Below are 18,178 nucleotides of genomic sequence, written 5' to 3'. Positions count from 1 at the left end.
GCAACTTGGCCCCTACGGGCCCCCTCCGGGGCCTCCGTACCCGCCCCCACGTCCTGGGTACGGCCCGCCTCGTCCGCCGTATGCGTACGGTCCGCCGCAACGGCCGCCCGTCCGGTTCTCGGAGGGCACGCACAGGCTCCACTGGGCGACGGCCCCGCTGCGCGCGTTCATCTTCCTCATCATCTACTTCGTCCTTCTCGGCTTCCCCCTGCTGCTGACGCAGACGGACAGCGGCGTCACCCTGGCGCTCACGCCCGAGGTGATCCTGCGGTTCATCATCGTGACCGTCCCCATGGGGTTCATCGCGGTGGGGACCGGCCTGTGGACGTGGCTGTCCCTGCGGTTCCGTGTCGACAAAGACGACCTCGTCGTGGAGACCGGGATCCTGCGCAAGAACGCGCGGCGCATCCCGCTCTCGCGGATCCAGGCCATCGACGTCGTGCGTCCGCTCGTGACGCGGGTCTTCGCGCTTTCGGAAGTGCGCGTGGAACTGGCAGGAGGCGAGCAGAGCGAGATCGCCCTCCGCTACCTGGGACGGCAGTCGGCGCAACAGCTGCGCGCCGAACTCCTGGCCCGCGCCGCCGGGCTTCCGGGCCACACCCCGGAGGCACCCGAACGGCACCTGTGGCGCGTGTCGTTCGGCCCGCTCCTCGGGTCGCTGGTCGTGCGGCTGCCCGTCCTGGGGACGGTGCTGCTCTTCCTCGCGTCCCTCATCTTCTTCGTGCTGTACGCGGAGGGCGGCATCCTGGCCGTCACCATCCCGGTACTGCTCGGCCTCATCCGAGCCGTCATCGCGCCGCTGGTCATGTACGCCAACTTCACGGTGGCGATGTCACCGGACGGGATCCGCCTGCGCTACGGCCTGCTGGAGACCCGGATGCAGACGCTTCCGCCGGGACGCGTCCAGGCCGTCAGCATCGTCGAACCGGCGATCTGGCGCACCCTCGGATGGGCCCGCGTCGACGTCACCGTCGCCGGATACGCGGGCGAGCGGCAGGCGCTGTCGTCGACCCTGCTCCCCGTCGCACCGCGCCACGTCGCCATGCACCTCGTCTCGCAGGTCTTCCCGGGGACGCACGTGGACGCCGTCCCTCTCATCCCGGCGTCATCCAAGACCGTGTCGATCGACCACGCGGACGGCGCGGGCACCGACGACGTCGTCTTCGTGACCCGGCACGGGTGGCCCTGCCGCCGCACGGACGTGATCGCACACGCGCGCGCGCAAAGCGTCCGGTTGACCGCGAACCTCTTCCAGCGGCTGCTGGGCCTGGCGACCGTCCACGTGGACGCGCCCCCGGGCCCGGTCCAGGTGGCCGCGGCGGACCGCGAACTCGGCGAGGCCCGCGCGATCGTCGAGTCCACCGCGCGCCGGGCCCTCGCCGCCCGCCGCGCCGGCGGCGGCGACCCCACCCGCTGGGCCCGCTGACGGTTTATCCACAGAATCCCGTTCTACTTCCGTGCTCCTCGGCGCCCCCCGACGATGGAACGCGTCGGCCCGCCCGAGGGGGGAGGGCGGGCCGGCACCGTCAGAAAGGGGCAGGCCGGTGATGAGAGGCACATATCGTCTGAGCATGAGCGATCTGGCCTATGACCCCTGGTCCCCCGCGTTCGTGGCGGACCCGTACCCGGTGTTCGAGCGGCTGCGGGCCGAGCATCCGGTGTTCTTCCACGAGCCCACCGGCCAGTGGGTGATCAGCCGGTACGAGGACGTCGACGCGCTGCTGCGCGACCGGCGCCTCGGGCGCTCGTACCTCCACATCGCGACCCACGAGGAGTTCGGGCAGATGGCGGAGCCCGACTTCCTCAAGCCGTTCTGGGACCTGATCCGCGCCGGGATGCTCGACGTCGAGCCGCCCACGCACACGCGGCTGCGGCGCCTCGTGTCCAAGGCGTTCACGGCGCGGATGGTGGAGGGCCTGCGCCCGACGATCAGGCGCCTCGCCGAGGAGCTGGCGTCGGGGCTCGCGGACCGGGGCGGCGGCGACCTGCTCGCCGAGGTCGCCGAACCGCTGCCGGTGAACGTGATCGCCGAGATGCTCGGCGTCCCCGTCGAGGACCGGCATCTGCTGCGCCCCTGGTCGGCCGACATCTGCGGCATGTACGAGCTGAACCCGCCCGAGGAGGCCCAGCGGACGGCCGTCCGCGCCGCCGTGGAGTTCTCCGACTACCTGCGCGGCCTGGCCCGCACCAGGCGGAGCGATCCGCGCGACGACCTCATCTCCGCGCTCGCGCACGTCGTGGACGAGGGCGACCGGCTCACCGAGGACGAGCTGATCGGCACCTGCGTCCTGCTCCTCAACGCGGGCCACGAGGCCACGGTGAACGCGACCGGCAACGGCTGGTGGACGCTGTTCCGCAACCCCGGCGAGCTGGAACGCCTCCGCTCCGACCCGTCGCTCGTCCCCACCGCGGTCGAGGAGCTGCTCCGCTACGACACCCCGGCGCCCATGTTCGAGCGCTGGGTGCTGGAGGACATCAAGGTCGCCGGCGTCGACATCCCCCGTGGCGCCGAGGTCGCGCTGCAGTTCGCGTCCGCCAACCGCGACCCGGAGGTGTTCGCCGACCCGAACCGGCTCGATCTCGGCCGCGACCCGAACCCGCACATCACGTTCGGCCTCGGCATCCACTACTGCCTGGGCGCGCCCCTGGCCCGCATCGAACTCGTGGAGTCGTTCGGCGCGATGCTGCGCGCGGCCCCCGCCCTCCACCTGACCACCGAGCCGGAATGGAAGCCCGGCTTCATCCTCCGCGGCCTAACAGCCCTCCAAGTAGAGCGCTAACCGGTCGCCAGGGGAGGGGGGAGCGGGATGGTGGTGGTTTGGGCTAGCCAGCCGAAGCCGCCCAGGCCGGACGGGTCGGTCAGTTCGGCGTCCTCGCCTGCGTGGCACAGGGCGGCCACGTAGGCGCGGGGGTCGCGGTGGGCCAGGTCCAGTGGGGGGCGGGCGCCCGAGAGGCCGAGGGCGCGCAGGGCCTCGCGCTGGGTCGTCAGGAGGCTGGACGTGGCACCGGCGCGCTTCCCCGCGACCAGGCAGGCGTCGAGCGCGACATGGGCGGTGACGTCGCACGACCCGTCCGGCACGGCGGGGACGGTGGCGCCGTCGCGGTAGCCGGTGAGCGTCCCGTACACCGGGCGGGACTCGCGCGAGTGCGAGTAGTCGACGGCGAGCGCGAGGCCGGCGGACAGGCGTTCGATCACCGCGGACCAGGCGGCGCAGCGCGGATGCCCGATCTCGGCGCGGTCGCCCGGTTCGGGCAGCGGCCACCACCGCTCCAGCCAGTCGCGGTCCTCGTCGGACGGCGGCGGCCCCGGGCGCTCGGTGCCGGTGAACGGGTCGACCAGCACGGTCCGGACGCCGTCGGGGGTGCGTTCCGCCACGTCCAGCGGCACGTTGTCGAGCCACTCGTTCGCGACGACGAGGCCGGTGACGCCGGAGGGCAGGTCGGGGCGCCAGACGATCCGGGACGGGACGTCGGCGGGACGCGGCGCGAGCTCCACCGCCGTCGGGGCGAGCCGGGCGCCCAGCTCGGGTGGCGCGCAGGCCAGGATGTTGCTCAGCAGGCGGCCCGACCCGGCGCCGATGTCGACCACGTCGAGCCGGTCGGGGCGGCCGAGCAGGGCGTCGACCTCGACCAGCAGGCGGGTGAGGGCGGCGGCGAACCGCGGCGAGGCGTGCACCGAGGTTCGGAAGTGCTCGGCGGGGCGTTCGCGCCGGTAGAAGCCGTCCTCCCCGTACAGGGCCCGCTCCATCGCGGTGCGCCACGTCAGCCATCCGGAAACCAGCGACTCCACACCAGCGACGTTACCGTGAGTGGCGGAGTCCGGACGGGCCATCCTCGCGGTGGAGGCGGGTCCGACCTGCGGCTGATCCCGGACTGACCAGCGCGTACGTACGCTGTCGGCATGGTGGCGAGCTCATGGGAGTGGCTGCGGGGCAGGAAGCCGCTCGTCGACGCCTTCTACGCGCTCCCCGTGGTGTTCCTCTCCCTGCCGTCGCTGCTGGGGGGCTCGGCCCAGGTCGCCACGGTGCGCCACCTGCTGCTGGCGACCCTGCTGATCGGGCCGCTGGTGCTGCGCCGGACCTTCCCCCGGGCGGTCTTCGCCTTCGTGGCGCTGGTCTCCTGCGTCCAGTGCGTGCTGGGGGTGGTCCCGGTACCGGCGAACGTCGCCGTCCTGATGGGCCTCTACACGGTCACGGCCGGGTGCACGTTCCGCTGGGGGCTCGCGGCGGCGCTGGTCGGCGAGGTGGGATCGGTCATGGTGACCTACCGCTACCCGTCCGGCGCCAACGACCGGCGGCTGACGTTCGTCATGATGACGGTGCTGGTGGCGGGCGTCTACGTCCTCGGCCTGCACATGCGCACGCGGCGGGCGTACCTGCGCTCGGTCGAGGAGCGGGCCGAGCGGCTGGAGCGCGAGCGCGACAACGAGGTCAAGGTGGCGATGGCCGCCGAGCGCGCCCGCATCGCCCGCGAGCTGCACGACGTGGTGGCCCACAACGTCAGCGTGATCGTGGTGCAGGCGGACGGGGCGTCCTATGCCATCGACAGCGACGTGCGGCGGGCCCGGCAGGCGCTCGACACGATCTCCTCGACGGGACGGCTGGCGCTGGCGGAGATGCGGCGGCTCCTCGGCGTCCTGCGCGAGAACGACGACGCGGGGGCGTACGCGCCGCAACCGGGTGTGGCGCAGCTGGACGACCTGGTCGAACAGGTCCGCGCGGCGGGCCTCGCGGTGGCGTTCGAGGTGGACGGATCCCCCGCGGCCATGTCGGAGGGACGGCAGCTCACGGTCTACCGGATCGTCCAGGAGGCGCTGACCAACACGCTCAAGCATGGTGGCCCGCAGGTGAGCGTGTCGGTCCGGCTGCACTACTCCGGCGACGCGGTGGAGATCCGCGTGGTCGACGACGGACGGGGCGCCGCCGCGCCGGACGACGGGCGCGGCCACGGCCTCGCCGGGATGCGCGAACGCGTCGCCGTGTACGGCGGCACGGTCCACGCCGGTCCGCGCGCCGGCGGCGGTTTCGAAGTGGCCGCGAGCCTCCCGGTGCGCGAGGAGGTCGCCGCGTGACCGGCCGCGGCGGGCGGGACCGGGGCCTGCGGCGGCTTTCGCCGGGCGTGTGGGGTGTCGTGAACAGGGAGGTTGCATGACGACGGACGTCGACGACGTGGCGGCGCCCATCCGGGTGGTGCTCGTGGACGATCAGGAGCTGGTGCGGGCCGGGTTCAAGATGGTGCTGGACGCGCAGCCCGACATCGAGGTCGCCGGCGAGGCGGGCGACGGGCTGCAGGCGCTGGACCTGCTGCGCCGCACGCGGGCGGACGTGGTCCTGATGGACGTCCGGATGCCGCGCATGGACGGGATCGAGGCGACGCGGCAGGTGGTGGCGCGGTCCGGGCCGAAGGTCGTCATCCTGACCACGTTCGACCTGGACGAGTACGCGTTCGCCGCGATCAAGGCGGGCGCGGGCGGGTTCCTGCTGAAGGACGCGGGCCCGGCGCAGCTCATCGAGGCGATCAAGGCGGTGCACTCGGGGGACGCGGTGGTGGCGCCGAGCACGACGAAGCGGCTGCTCGACCGGTTCGCGGTGCATCTGCCGGACGCGCGGCAGAAGGCGAGCGGGGCGCTGGAGAGCCTGACCGACCGGGAGAACGAGGTCCTCCGGCTGGTGGCGCGCGGGATGTCGAACGCGGAGATCGCCGCACGGCTGTACGTCTCGGAGGCCACCGTGAAGACCCATATGGGGCGGATTCTGATGAAACTCGGCCTGCGTGACCGGGTGCAGGCCGTGGTGTTCGCCTACGAGACGGGACTCGTCCGAAGCGGCCAGACCGACCCGCCCGCGTAGACCGCGATCGCGGCCTGATCCCCGTCGCCGGGGCGGATGCCTGGGCCGTGAACGAGGCGCCGGTGACCCGTGAGGTCTCCGGCGCCTCCGCGTGCGCGGCCTGGTGAGGTCGGTTGATGGGGGGACGGGGGAGTACGACTCAGGTCGTACGAAGAAGCCCCGAATGGCCGTGAGAGTGAGGCGGAGCGTGGCCGCCGGGTCGATGGCAGGGACGGCGCGGATTCCTAGCGTGGAGCGCGTCCCTCCACGACCATGAAGGAGCCACCGTGACCAGCACGTTCGCCGAACCCCCAGGGGGAGCCCCCGCCGCCTCGGCGCCGCCGGCCGTCACCGCCGAGGGCGTGTCCAAGGTGTACGGGTCCGGTGACGCGGCCGTCCACGCGCTCCGCGGGGTCGGCGTCGGGTTCGCCAAGGGCGCGTTCACCGCGATCATGGGCCCGTCGGGGTCCGGGAAGTCCACGCTGATGCACTGCCTGGCCGGGCTGGACACCGTCAGCGGCGGGCGGATCGTCCTCGGCGGCGTCGAGATCACCGGGATGGGCGACCGGCAGCTGACGATGCTGCGCCGCGACCGCGTCGGGTTCGTCTTCCAGGCGTTCAACCTGCTGCCGACGCTGACCGCCGAGCAGAACATCCTGCTGCCGATGGAGCTGGCCGGCCGCAAGCCCGACCCGGCGTGGTTCGACCGGGTCGTCGAGACCCTGGGGCTGCGGGACCGGCTCGGGCACCGTCCGAGCGAACTGTCGGGCGGCCAGCAGCAGCGGGTGGCGTGCGCCCGCGCGATCGTCGCCCGCCCCGAGGTGATCTTCGCGGACGAGCCGACCGGCAACCTCGACTCCCGCGCGGGCGCCGAGGTCCTCGGGTTCCTGCGCGCCTCGGTCCGCGAGATGGGGCAGACGATCGTGATGGTCACCCACGACCCGGTGGCCGCCTCGTACGCGGACCGGGTGGTGTTCCTGCGGGACGGGGAGATCGTGTCGGAGATCCTCCGGCCGACCCCGGACGCCGTCCTCGACCGGCTCAAGGCGCTGGGGGCGTGATGCTGCGGACGACACTGGCGGGCCTGCGCGCCCACAAGCTGCGGCTGCTGCTCACGGCGGTGGCCATCACCCTCGGCGTCGGCTTCATCTCGGGGACGTTCGTCCTGACGGACACGCTGGACAAGGGCGTCTCCAAGACGTTCGCCAAGTCGGCCGACAAGGTCGACTATGCGGTGCTGCCCAAGAGCGACGACCCCGACCAGGGCATCTCACCGGCCCTGCTCCGCGAGATCAGGGCGCTCCCCGGCGTCACCGACGTCCAGGGCGCCGTGAAGGGCGACGCGGCGCTCGTCGGCAAGGACGGCAAGGCGGTCGGCGACTTCCCGACGGTCGGGATGTCCGTGCCGTCCGGACGCCTGCTGCGTTACGAGATCGACAAGGGACGGCCTCCGGCCGGCGCCGGCGAGACCGTCCTCGACGGTCAGTTGGCCAAGCGGGAGGGCTATTCGGTCGGGAACGCGGTCACGATCCTCGACCACGGGAACCGGCCGCACAGGTTCACGGTCGTCGGGCTGGTCGACTTCGGCATCGACCAGGACGCGAGCTTCCGCGGCGCGGTGGGCTTCGACCCGGCGACCGCGATGCGGATGACCGGCGAGAAGACCTACCGCGAACTCGACATCGCGGGCGGGTCCCTGGCGGCGGTCAAGGCCGCCGCCGGCGGCTCCGACCGCGTCTACACGGGCGAGGAGCTCGGCGCGCGGCTGGCCAAGGCGGCGGGCGCCGACACCAAGATCATCAGGACCGGGCTGCTGATCTTCGGTCTGGTCGCGATGCTGGTGTCCGCCCTGGTCATCTACAACACGTTCTCGATCCTGATCGCGCAGCGGATGCGGGAGATGGCGCTGCTGCGCTGCGTCGGCGCGACCCGCCGGCAGGTGTTCGGGAGCGTGGTGGTGGAGTCCGCGGTGGTGGGCCTGGTCGGCTCGCTGCTCGGAATCGTCGCCGGGGTCGGCCTCGGCGAGGGCGCGCTGGTCGTGGTGAACAAGCTGAACGAGCGCATCGCCGTCGCGGGGCCGTCCCTGACGGTGCGGACGGTCGCGGTCGGCCTGGCGGTCGGGATCGTGGTGACGGTCCTGTCCGCGCTGCTGCCCGCCCGCGCGGCGACCCGGGTCGCGCCGGTGGCCGCGCTGCGCGCGGACCTCGAACCGGGCAGCGGACGGTTCAGGCTCGGCCTCGTGCGCACCGCCCTCGCCGTCCTCCTCGGCGCCGCGGGCCTGGCCATCGGCGTAGCGGGCTCCCTCGTCATGCACAAGGGCGAGACGGCGATGTACGCGGTCGCGTTCGCCGGCGGCGTGTTCTTCCTCGGCGTGATCGCGGCGATGCCGGCGCTCGTCCGTCCGCTCGGACGGATCGCGGGCGCGGCCCCGGCGCGGCTCGGCGGCGTCCCCGGGCGGCTGGCCGTGGCGAATGCGCAGCGCGCGCCCCGCCGCACCGCCACGACCACGATCGCGCTGACCGTCGGGGTCGGGCTGATGAGCCTGTTCGCGGTGGTCGCGGCGAGCGCCAAGGCGACGGCGGCGCAGAAGCTGGAGGAGCAGTTCCCCGTCCAGTTCCAGATCAGGCCGCAGAGCTTCGACGGGACCCTCCCGCATGCGCTGACCGAGTCGCTGCGCACCCGGCCCGAGGTCACCGACACGGTCGAGACCCGCCGCAAGGAGACCCGGGTCGGCGGTGACGAGGACGCCGTCTCGACGATCACCACGTCCGCGCTCGGCAGGCTCCTGAAGCCGGACTTCAAGCAGGGGTCGCTGGACGCCGCGCTGAAGCCGGGCACCGCGATGGTGGACGAGGAGACGGCCAAGGCGCCCGACCGGGGCCTTGGGAAGACCCTGCAGGTCCGGACGGCGCACGGCATCGTCCCGGTGAAGATCACCGCCGTCTACGGGGCGGGCGCGAGCCTCGACGGGATCATCGTCCCGGAGGCGGACTTCACCCGGTACTTCGGCGCCACGGACCCGGAGGCCGTCTACGTCAGGACCCGCGACGACCTGCCCGCGTACCAGGCGCGCCGGGCCGTGGACGAGGCCGCGCGCCCCTACCCGGCGGCGAAGGTTGCCTCGTCCGCCGAGTTCAAGGAGTCGATGACCAAGGCCATCGACACGGTCTTGATGATCTTCGCTGGGATGCTCGGGCTGGCGATCGTCATCGCGCTCTTCGGCATCGCCAACACGCTGACCCTGTCGGTCGTGGAGCGCACCCGGGAGTCGGCGCTCCTGCGCGCCCTCGGCCTCACCAAGCGCCAGCTCCGCCGGATGCTCTCGGTGGAGGCCCTGGTCATGGCCGTGATCGGCGCCGCCACCGGCGTCGTACTCGGGGTGGGCTTCGGCTGGGCCGCGACGAACGCGATGGCGAGCGACTCGATCTTCGCGCTGCCCTACCTGCAGGTCGCCGGGTTCGTGGTGCTCGCGGGCGCGGCCGGGATGCTCGCCGCCGTGCTGCCGGCGCGGCGCGCCGCGAAGACGTCCATCGTGGAGTCCCTCGCGCATGACTGAATGGGGGGACGGGGTGACGATCGTCACCCACCGGACCGCGCGGCCGGGTCCCGCGGGTACTGTGGTGCGCGCACGTCCGGTACCTACCTGAGGACTGGAACGAAACCGATGGACCCACAGGCCACGCCCCCTTCCGGCACGCCCGGAAACGGGCCGGTTCCCGGTGGGGGGACGACCCCCCACACCCCCCGGAAAAGCGGGCCGGTTCCCGGTGGGGGGACGACCCCCCACACCCCCCGAAAAGGCGGTTCTGAGACCCCGGAGGACCGGCCCGCGCGGCTCGCGGTCGGCGTCGTCGGCGCCGGCCGCGTCGGCACGGCGCTCGGCGCCGCGCTGTCCCTCGCGGGCCACCGCGTGGTCGCCGCGACCGCCGTGTCCGAGCGGTCGCGGGCCCGCGTCGAGGAACGCCTCCCCGGAGCCGGCGTCGCCGACCCGCAGGACGTGGTCGCCGCCGCGGACCTGGTGCTGCTGACCGTCCCCGACGACGAGCTCCCCGAGCTGGCCGCCGGGCTGGTCTCCGCGGGCGTCCCGGTCACCGGCAAGCTCGTCCTGCACACCAGCGGCCGGTACGGCACCGCCGTGCTGGACCCGCTCACCCGCGCGGGCGCGCTGCCGCTGGCCCTGCACCCCGTGATGACGTTCACCGGGCGCCCGGACGACGTCAACCGGCTCACCGGCATCTCGTTCGGCGTCACCTCGCCCGAGCCGCTGCGCCCGGTCGCCGAGGCCCTCGTCCTGGAGATGGGCGGCGAGCCCGTCTGGATCACCGAGGAGGCGCGCCCGCTCTACCACGCGGCGCTCGCCGGCGGCGCGAACCACCTGGTCACCCTGGTCGTGGAGGCCATGGACCTGCTGCGCGCCGCGGGCGTGGCCGAGCCCGGCCGGATGCTCGGCCCGCTCCTCGGCGCCGCCCTCGACAACGGGCTGCGGCTCGGGATCGACGGGCTCACCGGCCCGGTCGCGCGCGGCGACGCCGGCACGGTGACCGACCACGTCGCCGAGCTGGCCAAGGTGTCGGCGGAGAGCCGCCGCGCCTACGTCGCGCTGGCCCGCCTCACCGCCGACCGCGCGCTCGGCGCCGGAATGCTCAGACCGGAGGACGCCGAACGGCTCCTCGAAGCGCTGGCCGACTGACGGCACCGGCCCCGAAAGTGCTGGACCCGAGAGTGCTGACCGACTGAAAGTGCTGACCGACCGACAGGGCCGACCGGATGTGTGAGCGCCGGCCGGATGACGAGGAAGGGAACGGCATTGGCTTCTGGTGTTTCCGGCGAGTCCGGCCCGGGCCGGCGCCCGCTAGCGCGTGAGAGGAGGGACGGAGCGTGACACCGATCGTCGCCCGCACGCGCGAGGAACTGGCGCAGGCCCGGTCGAAGACCGCGGGCACGCTGGCGCTCGTCCCGACCATGGGCGCCCTGCACGAGGGGCACCTGTCGCTGATGCGGCAGGCCCGCCGCAGCGCGGACACGGTCGCGGTCAGCGTCTTCGTCAACCCGCTCCAGTTCGGGCCCGGCGAGGACTTCGACCGCTACCCCCGCACGTTCGCCGCCGACCTGGAGGCCTGCGCCGCCGAGGGCGTGGACATCGTGTTCGCGCCGACCCGCGACGTCATGTACCCGGACGAGCCGCAGGTCACGATCAAGTCGGGGCCCATGGGCGAGGTCGTCGAGGGGGCCGCCCGCCCCGGCCACTTCGACGGGATGCTCACCGTCGTGCTGAAGCTCCTCAACCTCGTCCGGCCCGACGTGGCGGTCTTCGGGGAGAAGGACGCGCAGCAGCTCGCGATGATCCGGCGGATGGTCGCCGACCTGAACGTCCCCGTGGAGGTCCTCGGCGCGCCGACCGTCCGCGAGCCGGACGGGCTGGCGCTGTCGAGCCGCAACCGCTACCTGTCCGGGTCCGAGCGCCGGACCGCGCTCGGGCTCTCGCGCGCCCTGCGGGCCGGGGCCGACGCCGTCGCCTCCGGCCCGGACGCCGTCCTGGCGGCCGCGCGCGCCGTCCTCGCCGAGGCCGAGGCCGCCGACCCGCCCCTCGCGCTGGACTACCTGGTCCTCGTCGACCCCTCGACCTTCACCGAGATCACCGGACCGCACGCCGGCCGGGCCGTCCTCGCCGTCGCGGGCCGCGTCGGCGCCACCCACCTCATCGACAACGTTCCCCTCGATTTCGGCAAGGAGCACTGATGTTCCGGACGATGTTCAAGTCGAAGATCCACCGCGCCACGGTGACCCAGGCGGACCTGCACTACGTCGGCTCGCTCACCATCGACCAGGACCTGATGGACGCCGCCGACCTGCTGCCCGGCGAGCAGGTCTCGATCGTGGACATCGACAACGGCGCCCGCCTGGAGACCTACCTGATCGCCGGCGAGCGCGGCTCCGGCGTCATCGGGATCAACGGCGCCGCCGCCCGCCTCGTGCAGCCCGGCGACCTCGTCATCATCATCAGCTACGCGCAGATGACCGACGCCGAGGCCCGCGAGTTCGTCCCCGCCGTGGTGCACGTCGACCGCTCCAACAAGATCATTTCGCTGGGCTCCGACCCCGCCGAGCCCGTCCCCGGAACCAGCACGACGCGGGGCGACCTGATCCGCAACTGACCCTTGGGCGGGGGCCGGGGGTCCGGCCTCTCCGGGGTTAGGGTCATAATGACGAGAACCGATCCCGGAGGAGGGCTCGTGATCCCTTCCGTTCTGCACGCCCCCGCGCCCGGCTGGACCACCGACACCGACGTCGTCGTCATCGGCTCCGGCATCGCCGGGCTGGTCGCCGCCCTGCGCTGCCGCCCGCACGGCCGGGTGCTGCTCGTCACCAAGGCCCTCCTGGACGCCGGGTCGACCCGGTGGGCGCAGGGCGGCATCGCCGCCGCGCTCGCGCCCGACGACACCCCCGAGGAGCACCTGGCCGACACCCTGACCGCGGGCGTCGGCGTCTGCGACGAGGACGCGGTCCGGGCGCTCGTCACCGAGGGGCCGGACGCCGTCCGCGACCTCATCGCGCTCGGCGCCGCCTTCGACCGCTCCGGCGGCGACATCGCGCTGACCCGCGAGGGCGGCCACCACCGGCGCCGCATCGCGCACGCCGGCGGGGACGCCACCGGCGCCGAGATCAGCCGCGCCCTCCTCTCCGCGCTCAAGGACTCCGGCGTCGAGGTGATCGAGCACGCGCTCGTCCTCGACCTGGTGAAGGACGCCGCGGGACGCGCCGCGGGCGTCACCCTGCACGTCATGGGCGTTGGGCAGCCGGGCGGCGTCGGCGCCGTCCGCGCCCGCGCCGTCGTGCTCGCCACCGGCGGGCTCGGCCAGGTGTTCTCCGCCACGACCAACCCCGAGGTCTCCACGGGCGACGGCGTCGCGCTCGCGCTGCGCGCCGGGGCCGAGGTCACCGACCTGGAGTTCGTCCAGTTCCACCCGACCGTGCTGTGGCTCGGCGAGGGCGCGTCGGGCCAGCAGCCGCTGATCTCCGAGGCCGTCCGCGGGGAGGGCGCGCACCTCGTCGACCACGAGGGCGTGCGCTTCATGGTGGGACGGCACGAGCTCGCCGAGCTGGCCCCGCGCGACGTCGTCGCCAAGGGGATCATCAACCGCATGCGCGAGACGGGCGCGTCCCACATGCTGCTCGACGGCCGCCACTTCGGCGCGGCGATGTGGGAGAGCCGGTTTCCGACCATCCTGGCCGCGTGCCGCCACCACGGCATCGACCCGGTGACCGAGCCCATCCCCGTCGTGCCCGCCGCCCACCACGCCAGCGGAGGCGTCCGCACGGACCTGCACGGCCGCACGTCCGTCCCCGGCCTCTACGCCTGCGGCGAGGTCGCCTGCACGGGCGTCCACGGCGCGAACCGCCTCGCCTCCAACTCCCTCCTGGAGGGCCTGGTCTTCGCCGCGAGAATCGCCGAAGCCCTACCCCAAGACCTGGCCGCCCCGGCACCCCGCACGCCGGAAGGTGCCGACGGTGTGCCGGAAGGCGGGCGGGGCGGGCTGCTGGGGCCGGGGGTGCGGGGGGAGGTTCAGCGGATCATGACCTCCTGTGCCGGGGTGCTGCGCGGGGCCGAGGGGCTGGAGACGGCGGCGCGGGAGCTGGCGGCGCTCGGGCGCGCCGGCGCGCTGCCCGGAGGCGCGGAGCCCGGGGTGGACGCCTGGGAGGCCACCAACCTGCACACCGTCGCGTCCGCGATCGTGGCGGCGGCGCGGCGCCGGGAGGAGACGCGCGGCAGCCACTGGCGGGAGGACTTCCCCGAGCGCGCGGACGAGGCGTGGCGCGGCCACCTCGTCACCCGGCTGGCGGGGAACGTCCTGACGACCACCTACGAACCTCTGGAAGGGAAGCGCTCATGACACCGGAACTCTCGCAGAGGCTGAGCGCCGCCGGGCTCGATCCACAGGCTGTGGAAAACCTCGTCCGGACGGCGCTGGCCGAGGACGGCGAGGTCGACGTCACCAGCACGCCGATCTTCGCGCCGCAGGACACCGCGAGCGGGGAGCTGAAGGCCCGGGAGGAGGGTGTCGTCGCGGGCGTGCCCGTGGCGTGCCTCGTCTTCGAGATGCTGGACGTCGCCTACGAGGCGAAGGTGGAGGACGGGGACCGGGTCGCTCCCGGGCGGGTCCTCATCGCGGTCAGCGGATCCACCAGGGCCATCCTGAGGGCCGAGAGGACGGCGCTGAACCTCCTCACGCACCTGTCCGGCATCGCGACGGCCACGCGCGCGTGGATGGACGCCATGGAGGGCACCAAGGCGAAGGTCCGCGACACCCGCAAGACCCTCCCCGGCCTGCGGGCCCTGCAGAAGTACGCCGTGCACTGCGGCGGGGGCGTCAACCACCGGATGGGCCTGCACGACGCCGCGCTCATCAAGGACAACCACATCGCGGCGGCCGGCGGCGTCACCAAGGCCTACGAGGCGATCCGCGCCGTCTACCCGTCCCTGCACGTCCAGGTGGAGTGCGACACCCTGGCGCAGGTCGAGGAGGCCTTGGCCGTGGGGGCCGCGAGCATCCTGCTGGATAACATGACCGACGCCGAGATGACCGAGGCGGTCCGGCTCGTGGCAGGGCGGGCGGAGCTCGAGGCCAGTGGTGGCCTTACCCTGGAGCGGGCCCGAGACGTCGCCGTGACCGGGGTGGACTACCTTGCGGTCGGCGCGCTGACGCACTCGGCGCGCGTGTTCGACATCGGCCTTGACTTCACCTGAACAGCGGGGACCTGATGCTGCTGACCATCGACGTCGGTAACACCCAGACCGTTCTCGGTCTTTTCGAGGGCGACGAGGTGATCGAGCACTGGAGGATCAACACCGACCCGCGGCGCACCGCCGACGAGATCGCGGTGGTCCTTCAGGGGCTCGTCCAGCAGAGCCCGCTGCTGGCCGAGACCGACATCAGCGGCATCGCGCTGTGCTCCACGGTCCCCTCCGTCCTGCACGAGATGCGGGAGATGTGCCGCCGCTACTACGGCGACGTGCAGGCGGTGATCGTGGAGCCGGGCGTCAAGACCGGCGTCCCCGTCCGGATGGACAACCCGAAGGAGGTCGGCGCCGACCGCATCGTGAACGCGCTCGCCGCCGTCCACACCCACGGCGGACCCGCGATCGTGGTCGACTTCGGCACCGCCACCACGTTCGACGCGGTCTCCGCCAAGGGCGAGTACGTGGGCGGCGCGATCGCCCCCGGCATCGAGATCTCGATCGACGCGCTGTCGTCGCGCGGCGCGCAGCTCCACAAGATCGAGCTGGTCCGGCCGCGCAACGTGATCGCCAAGAACACCGTCGAGGCGCTCCAGTCCGGGATCATCTTCGGCTTCGCCGGGCAGGTGGACGGCATCGTCGAGCGCATGTCGGAGGAGCTCGCCGACGACCCGGACGAGGTCACGGTCATCGCCACGGGCGGCCTCGCCCCGCTCGTCCTGGAGGAGTCCCGCAGCATCGACGAGTTCGAGCCGTGGCTCACCCTCATCGGCCTCCGGCTCATCTACGAGCGCAACACGCCCTGACCCGTCCGGGGCGCGTTCGGCGCGGTGATCGCGCCGAAGTCGTTCGCCCGCACCGGACGGGCTGGATAGCCTTGCGATGTGAGTGACGAGACCTTCGACGAGCTCCCGGAGCAGATGCGCGTGCGCCGGGAGAAGCTCGACCGGCTCCGCGAGAGCGGGATCGACCCCTACCCGGTGACCTTCCCGCGGACGGCGACGATCGCCGAGATCCGCGCGAAACACACCGGCCTGGAGCCGGGCACCGAGACGGGCGAGAAGGCCGGCGTCACCGGTCGCGTGATGCTGATCCGCAACACCGGAAAGCTCTGCTTCGCCACCATCCGGGACGCCGGCGGCGACATCCAGGTCATGCTGTCGCTGGCCAAGGTCGGGCAGGAGCAGCTCGACTTCTGGAAGCGCGAGGTCGACCTCGGCGACCACGTCGGCGTCGAGGGCGAGATCATCACCTCCCGCCGCGGCGAGCTGTCGGTCATGGCCGACCGGTTCGCGATCACCTCCAAGTGCCTGCGGCCGCTGCCGGAGAAGCACGCCGGCCTGACCGACCCGGAGGCGCGGGTCCGGCAGCGCTACGTCGACCTGATCGTCAACGACGAGGCCCGGCGGATGGCGCGAGTGCGCAGCGCCACCGTCCGCGCGGTCCGCGACTTCTGGCACGAGGAGGGCTATCTCGAGGTCGAGACGCCCATGCTCCAGCCGATCCACGGCGGGGCCGCGGCGCGCCCCTTCAGGACGCACATCAACGCCTACGACATGGACCTCTACCTCCGCATCGCGATCGAGCTGTACCTGAAGCGGCTCGTCGTCGGCGGCATCGAGAAGGTCTTCGAGATCAACCGCAACTTCCGCAACGAGGGCGCGGACTCCACGCACAACCCCGAGTTCACGATGGTCGAGGCCTACGGCACGTACCTCGACTACAACGACATGGCCGACCTGACCCAGCGGATGTACCAGAAGGCGGTCGTCGCCGCCCTCGACACCACCGTGGTCGTCCATGACGGCGCCGAGTACGACCTCGGCCTCGCGGAGTGGCCGCGGATCACCCTGTACGGCGCGGTGTCCGAGGCGCTCGGCGAGGAGATCACGCCGCACACGCCGATCGAGTCCGTGCGCAAGCTCGCGGACGCCCGCGACATCTCCTGGGACCCCAAGTGGGGCCAGGGCAAGCTCGTCCAGGAGATCTTCGAGGAGCTGGTCGAGCACACCCTCGTCCAGCCCACGTTCGTCATGGACTACCCGGTCGAGACGTCCCCGCTGACCCGCCAGCACCGCGAGGAGCCGCTGCTCACCGAGAAGTGGGACCTCATCGGGTTCGGCACGGAGCTCGGCACCGCCTACTCCGAGCTGGTCGACCCCGTCGAGCAGCGCCGCCGCCTCACCGAGCAGTCGCTGCTCGCCGCGGGCGGCGACCCCGAGGCCATGCAGCTGGACGAGGACTTCCTGCGCGCCCTCGAGTACGCGATGCCCCCGACGGGCGGCATGGGCGCCGGCATCGACCGCATGATCATGGCGTTCACCGGCAAGGGGATCCGCGAGACGATCCTGTTCCCGCTGGTCAAGCCCGAATGACGACCGGAAGCTCGCGCAGCCCGCGCAGCACGAGGTTGTCGCGGTAGACGAGGTCGTCGGCGGCGAGGGCCACATCGCGTTCGAACAGCTTGCCGAGCGCGATGCGGCCCTCCAGCCGGGCCAGCGGGGCGCCGAGGCAGAAGTGGACGCCGTGCCCGAACGACAGGTGCTTCGGCGTGTCGCGTCCCTCGGCGTAGCGGAGCAGGTCCAGCCGGTCGGGCTCGTCGAAGACCGCCGGGTCGCGGTTGGCGGCGCCCGTCAGCAGGAGGACGAGCTTCCCGCGCTCGACGAGCGTTCCGTTCAGGTCGACGTCCTCCAGGGCCGACCGTAGGGTCAGCTGCACCGGCGGGTCGAAGCGCAGCAGTTCCTCCACGGCCGCTTGGACGTTCTCGGGCCGCTCCCGGAACAGCCGCAACTGCGCGGGGTCGCGGAGCAGGGCCAGCGCGCCGTTCCCGATGAGGTTCACGGTCGTCTCATGGCCCGCCACGAGCAGCAGGATGCACGTCGCCAGCAATTCCTGTTCCGAAAGGACGTCTCCGCCGTCAGAGACGCTCACAAGGGCGCTCAGGAGGTCGTCGCGCGGCTCGGCCCGGCGTTCGGCGGCCAGTTCCCGGAAGTACTCGGCGAACTCCTCGCGCGCCGCGTCCCGCTGGGCGATCTCGGCCTCCGGGAGCAGGAAGTCGGGGTCCAGCCCGCGCGCGAGGCTGTCGGACCACCCCTTGAAGAGGTCGCGGTCCTCGGCGGGGACGCCGAGCATCTCGCTGATCACGATGACGGGCAGCGGGTAGGCCAGCGTCGCGATCAGGTCGGTCTCGCCGGAGACGGGCGCCAGCAGCGCGTCGACCAGTTCATCGATCCGGGGCCGCAGCCGCTCCACGAGGCGGGGAGTGAACGCCTTGCTGACGAGCCGGCGCAGCCGCGTGTGGTCGGGCGGGTCCATGGTCAGGAACGACCGGTGCCGCCCCTGCGCCTCGCGCCACACGCCGCCGCCCGTGGGGCGGTGCCCGAACCGCGGGTCGCGCAGGACGCGCTCGCACAGCTCGTAGGACGAGGTGACGCGCAACCCGACGTCCGTCCGGTGCAGGCTGCGGCCGTCGGCCCCGAGCGTCCGGTAATGGGCGTACGGGTCGGCCCGGAAAGCCGGATCGCCCGGATCGAAGCCCAGGACCGCGGTCGCCCCGGCCTCCACGGTCTGGCCCGTCCTGTCTTCCATGCCCCCAGCCGACCCGAATCTGAGA

15 protein-coding genes are annotated in these 18,178 nt (G+C 72.8%); 13 read left to right on the top strand and 2 right to left on the bottom strand.

Annotation, left to right across the window (positions count from 1 at the left end):
• A partial coding sequence (locus AB0C21_RS05845; RefSeq protein WP_500202909.1) for a PH domain-containing protein occupies window positions 1–1,426 on the top strand: 1,426 nt, incomplete at its 5' end.
• A gap of 145 nt (window positions 1,427–1,571) precedes the next feature.
• Window positions 1,572–2,780: a cytochrome P450 gene (locus AB0C21_RS05840; RefSeq protein ID WP_500202908.1), complete on the top strand. Its 1,209-nt coding sequence runs from the start codon at window positions 1,572–1,574 to the stop codon at window positions 2,778–2,780.
• Here AB0C21_RS05840 and AB0C21_RS05835 read toward each other — a convergent pair.
• On the bottom strand, window positions 2,777–3,790 hold the full coding sequence (locus AB0C21_RS05835; protein ID WP_500202907.1) for an SAM-dependent methyltransferase: 1,014 nt from the start codon (window positions 3,788–3,790) through the stop codon (window positions 2,777–2,779). The two genes, AB0C21_RS05840 and AB0C21_RS05835, sit on opposite strands and share 4 nt — an antisense overlap.
• A 111-nt stretch (window positions 3,791–3,901) precedes the next feature.
• Between AB0C21_RS05835 and AB0C21_RS05830 the strand changes: the two genes are divergently transcribed.
• The 11 genes from AB0C21_RS05830 to lysX all read left to right on the top strand — a co-directional run bounded on the left by AB0C21_RS05830 (window position 3,902) and on the right by lysX (window position 16,940).
• A complete protein-coding gene (locus tag AB0C21_RS05830) occupies window positions 3,902–5,071 on the top strand; it encodes a sensor histidine kinase (RefSeq protein ID WP_500202906.1) in 1,170 nt (389 codons plus the stop codon).
• 76 nt (window positions 5,072–5,147) lie between these two features.
• Window positions 5,148–5,849, top strand: coding sequence for a response regulator (locus AB0C21_RS05825; RefSeq protein WP_149259775.1), 702 nt, complete (start codon window positions 5,148–5,150; stop codon window positions 5,847–5,849).
• A 266-nt stretch (window positions 5,850–6,115) separates the two neighbouring features.
• On the top strand, window positions 6,116–6,889 hold the full coding sequence (locus tag AB0C21_RS05820; protein WP_500202905.1) for an ABC transporter ATP-binding protein: 774 nt from the start codon (window positions 6,116–6,118) through the stop codon (window positions 6,887–6,889).
• On the top strand, window positions 6,889–9,384 hold the full coding sequence (locus AB0C21_RS05815) for an ABC transporter permease (RefSeq protein ID WP_500202904.1): 2,496 nt from the start codon (window positions 6,889–6,891) through the stop codon (window positions 9,382–9,384). The genes AB0C21_RS05820 and AB0C21_RS05815 overlap by 1 nt, the downstream gene beginning before the upstream one ends.
• A 108-nt stretch (window positions 9,385–9,492) precedes the next feature.
• The gene (locus AB0C21_RS05810; RefSeq protein ID WP_500202903.1) at window positions 9,493–10,518 is read left to right on the top strand and encodes a Rossmann-like and DUF2520 domain-containing protein; all 1,026 of its coding nucleotides are present in this window, start codon (window positions 9,493–9,495) and stop codon (window positions 10,516–10,518) included.
• Window positions 10,519–10,706: 188 nt separating this feature from the next.
• Complete coding sequence (gene panC / locus AB0C21_RS05805) at window positions 10,707–11,567, top strand: pantoate--beta-alanine ligase (protein ID WP_500202902.1); 861 nt, start codon at window positions 10,707–10,709, stop codon at window positions 11,565–11,567.
• A complete protein-coding gene (gene panD, locus AB0C21_RS05800) occupies window positions 11,567–11,983 on the top strand; it encodes an aspartate 1-decarboxylase (RefSeq protein ID WP_089316894.1) in 417 nt (138 codons plus the stop codon). The genes panC and panD overlap by 1 nt, the downstream gene beginning before the upstream one ends.
• A gap of 78 nt (window positions 11,984–12,061) precedes the next feature.
• Window positions 12,062–13,720, top strand: coding sequence for an L-aspartate oxidase (locus tag AB0C21_RS05795; RefSeq protein ID WP_500202901.1), 1,659 nt, complete (start codon window positions 12,062–12,064; stop codon window positions 13,718–13,720).
• A complete protein-coding gene (gene nadC / locus AB0C21_RS05790) occupies window positions 13,717–14,574 on the top strand; it encodes a carboxylating nicotinate-nucleotide diphosphorylase (RefSeq protein ID WP_500202900.1) in 858 nt (285 codons plus the stop codon). The genes AB0C21_RS05795 and nadC overlap by 4 nt, the downstream gene beginning before the upstream one ends.
• 14 nt (window positions 14,575–14,588) lie before the next feature.
• Entirely contained in the window at window positions 14,589–15,371 is a 783-nt protein-coding gene (locus AB0C21_RS05785; RefSeq protein WP_500202899.1) for a type III pantothenate kinase, read from the top strand.
• A 114-nt stretch (window positions 15,372–15,485) separates the two neighbouring features.
• Window positions 15,486–16,940 carry a bifunctional lysylphosphatidylglycerol synthetase/lysine--tRNA ligase LysX gene (gene lysX / locus AB0C21_RS05780; protein WP_500203308.1) on the top strand — a complete coding sequence of 485 codons (1,455 nt, stop codon included), beginning with the start codon at window positions 15,486–15,488 and terminating at the stop codon, window positions 16,938–16,940.
• On the opposite strand, the gene AB0C21_RS05775 is transcribed toward lysX, so the two are convergent.
• A complete protein-coding gene (locus AB0C21_RS05775) occupies window positions 16,927–18,153 on the bottom strand; it encodes a cytochrome P450 (RefSeq protein ID WP_500202898.1) in 1,227 nt (408 codons plus the stop codon). The genes lysX and AB0C21_RS05775 overlap by 14 nt on opposite strands.
• Between the last annotated feature and the right edge of the window lie 25 nt (window positions 18,154–18,178).

It is taken from the genome of Spirillospora sp. NPDC049024 (assembly GCF_040649235.1).
GTDB lineage: Bacteria > Actinomycetota > Actinomycetes > Streptosporangiales > Streptosporangiaceae > Spirillospora.
This window is presented reverse-complemented; position numbering and strand designations above follow the sequence as displayed.

What these genes read in the sequence shown, in the direction of transcription:
- AB0C21_RS05815 (WP_500202904.1), top strand. Translation starts at nt 6,889, where the DNA reads ATGCTGCGGACGACACTGGCGGGCCTGCGCGCCCACAAGCTGCGGCTG.
- lysX (WP_500203308.1), top strand. Translation starts at nt 15,486, where the DNA reads ATGCGCGTGCGCCGGGAGAAGCTCGACCGGCTCCGCGAGAGCGGGATC.
- AB0C21_RS05785 (WP_500202899.1), top strand. Translation starts at nt 14,589, where the DNA reads ATGCTGCTGACCATCGACGTCGGTAACACCCAGACCGTTCTCGGTCTT.
- AB0C21_RS05775 (WP_500202898.1), bottom strand. Translation starts at nt 18,153, where the DNA reads ATGGAAGACAGGACGGGCCAGACCGTGGAGGCCGGGGCGACCGCGGTC.
- nadC (WP_500202900.1), top strand. Translation starts at nt 13,717, where the DNA reads ATGACACCGGAACTCTCGCAGAGGCTGAGCGCCGCCGGGCTCGATCCA.
- AB0C21_RS05825 (WP_149259775.1), top strand. Translation starts at nt 5,148, where the DNA reads ATGACGACGGACGTCGACGACGTGGCGGCGCCCATCCGGGTGGTGCTC.
- panD (WP_089316894.1), top strand. Translation starts at nt 11,567, where the DNA reads ATGTTCCGGACGATGTTCAAGTCGAAGATCCACCGCGCCACGGTGACC.
- AB0C21_RS05810 (WP_500202903.1), top strand. Translation starts at nt 9,493, where the DNA reads ATGGACCCACAGGCCACGCCCCCTTCCGGCACGCCCGGAAACGGGCCG.
- AB0C21_RS05840 (WP_500202908.1), top strand. Translation starts at nt 1,572, where the DNA reads ATGAGCGATCTGGCCTATGACCCCTGGTCCCCCGCGTTCGTGGCGGAC.
- AB0C21_RS05830 (WP_500202906.1), top strand. Translation starts at nt 3,902, where the DNA reads ATGGTGGCGAGCTCATGGGAGTGGCTGCGGGGCAGGAAGCCGCTCGTC.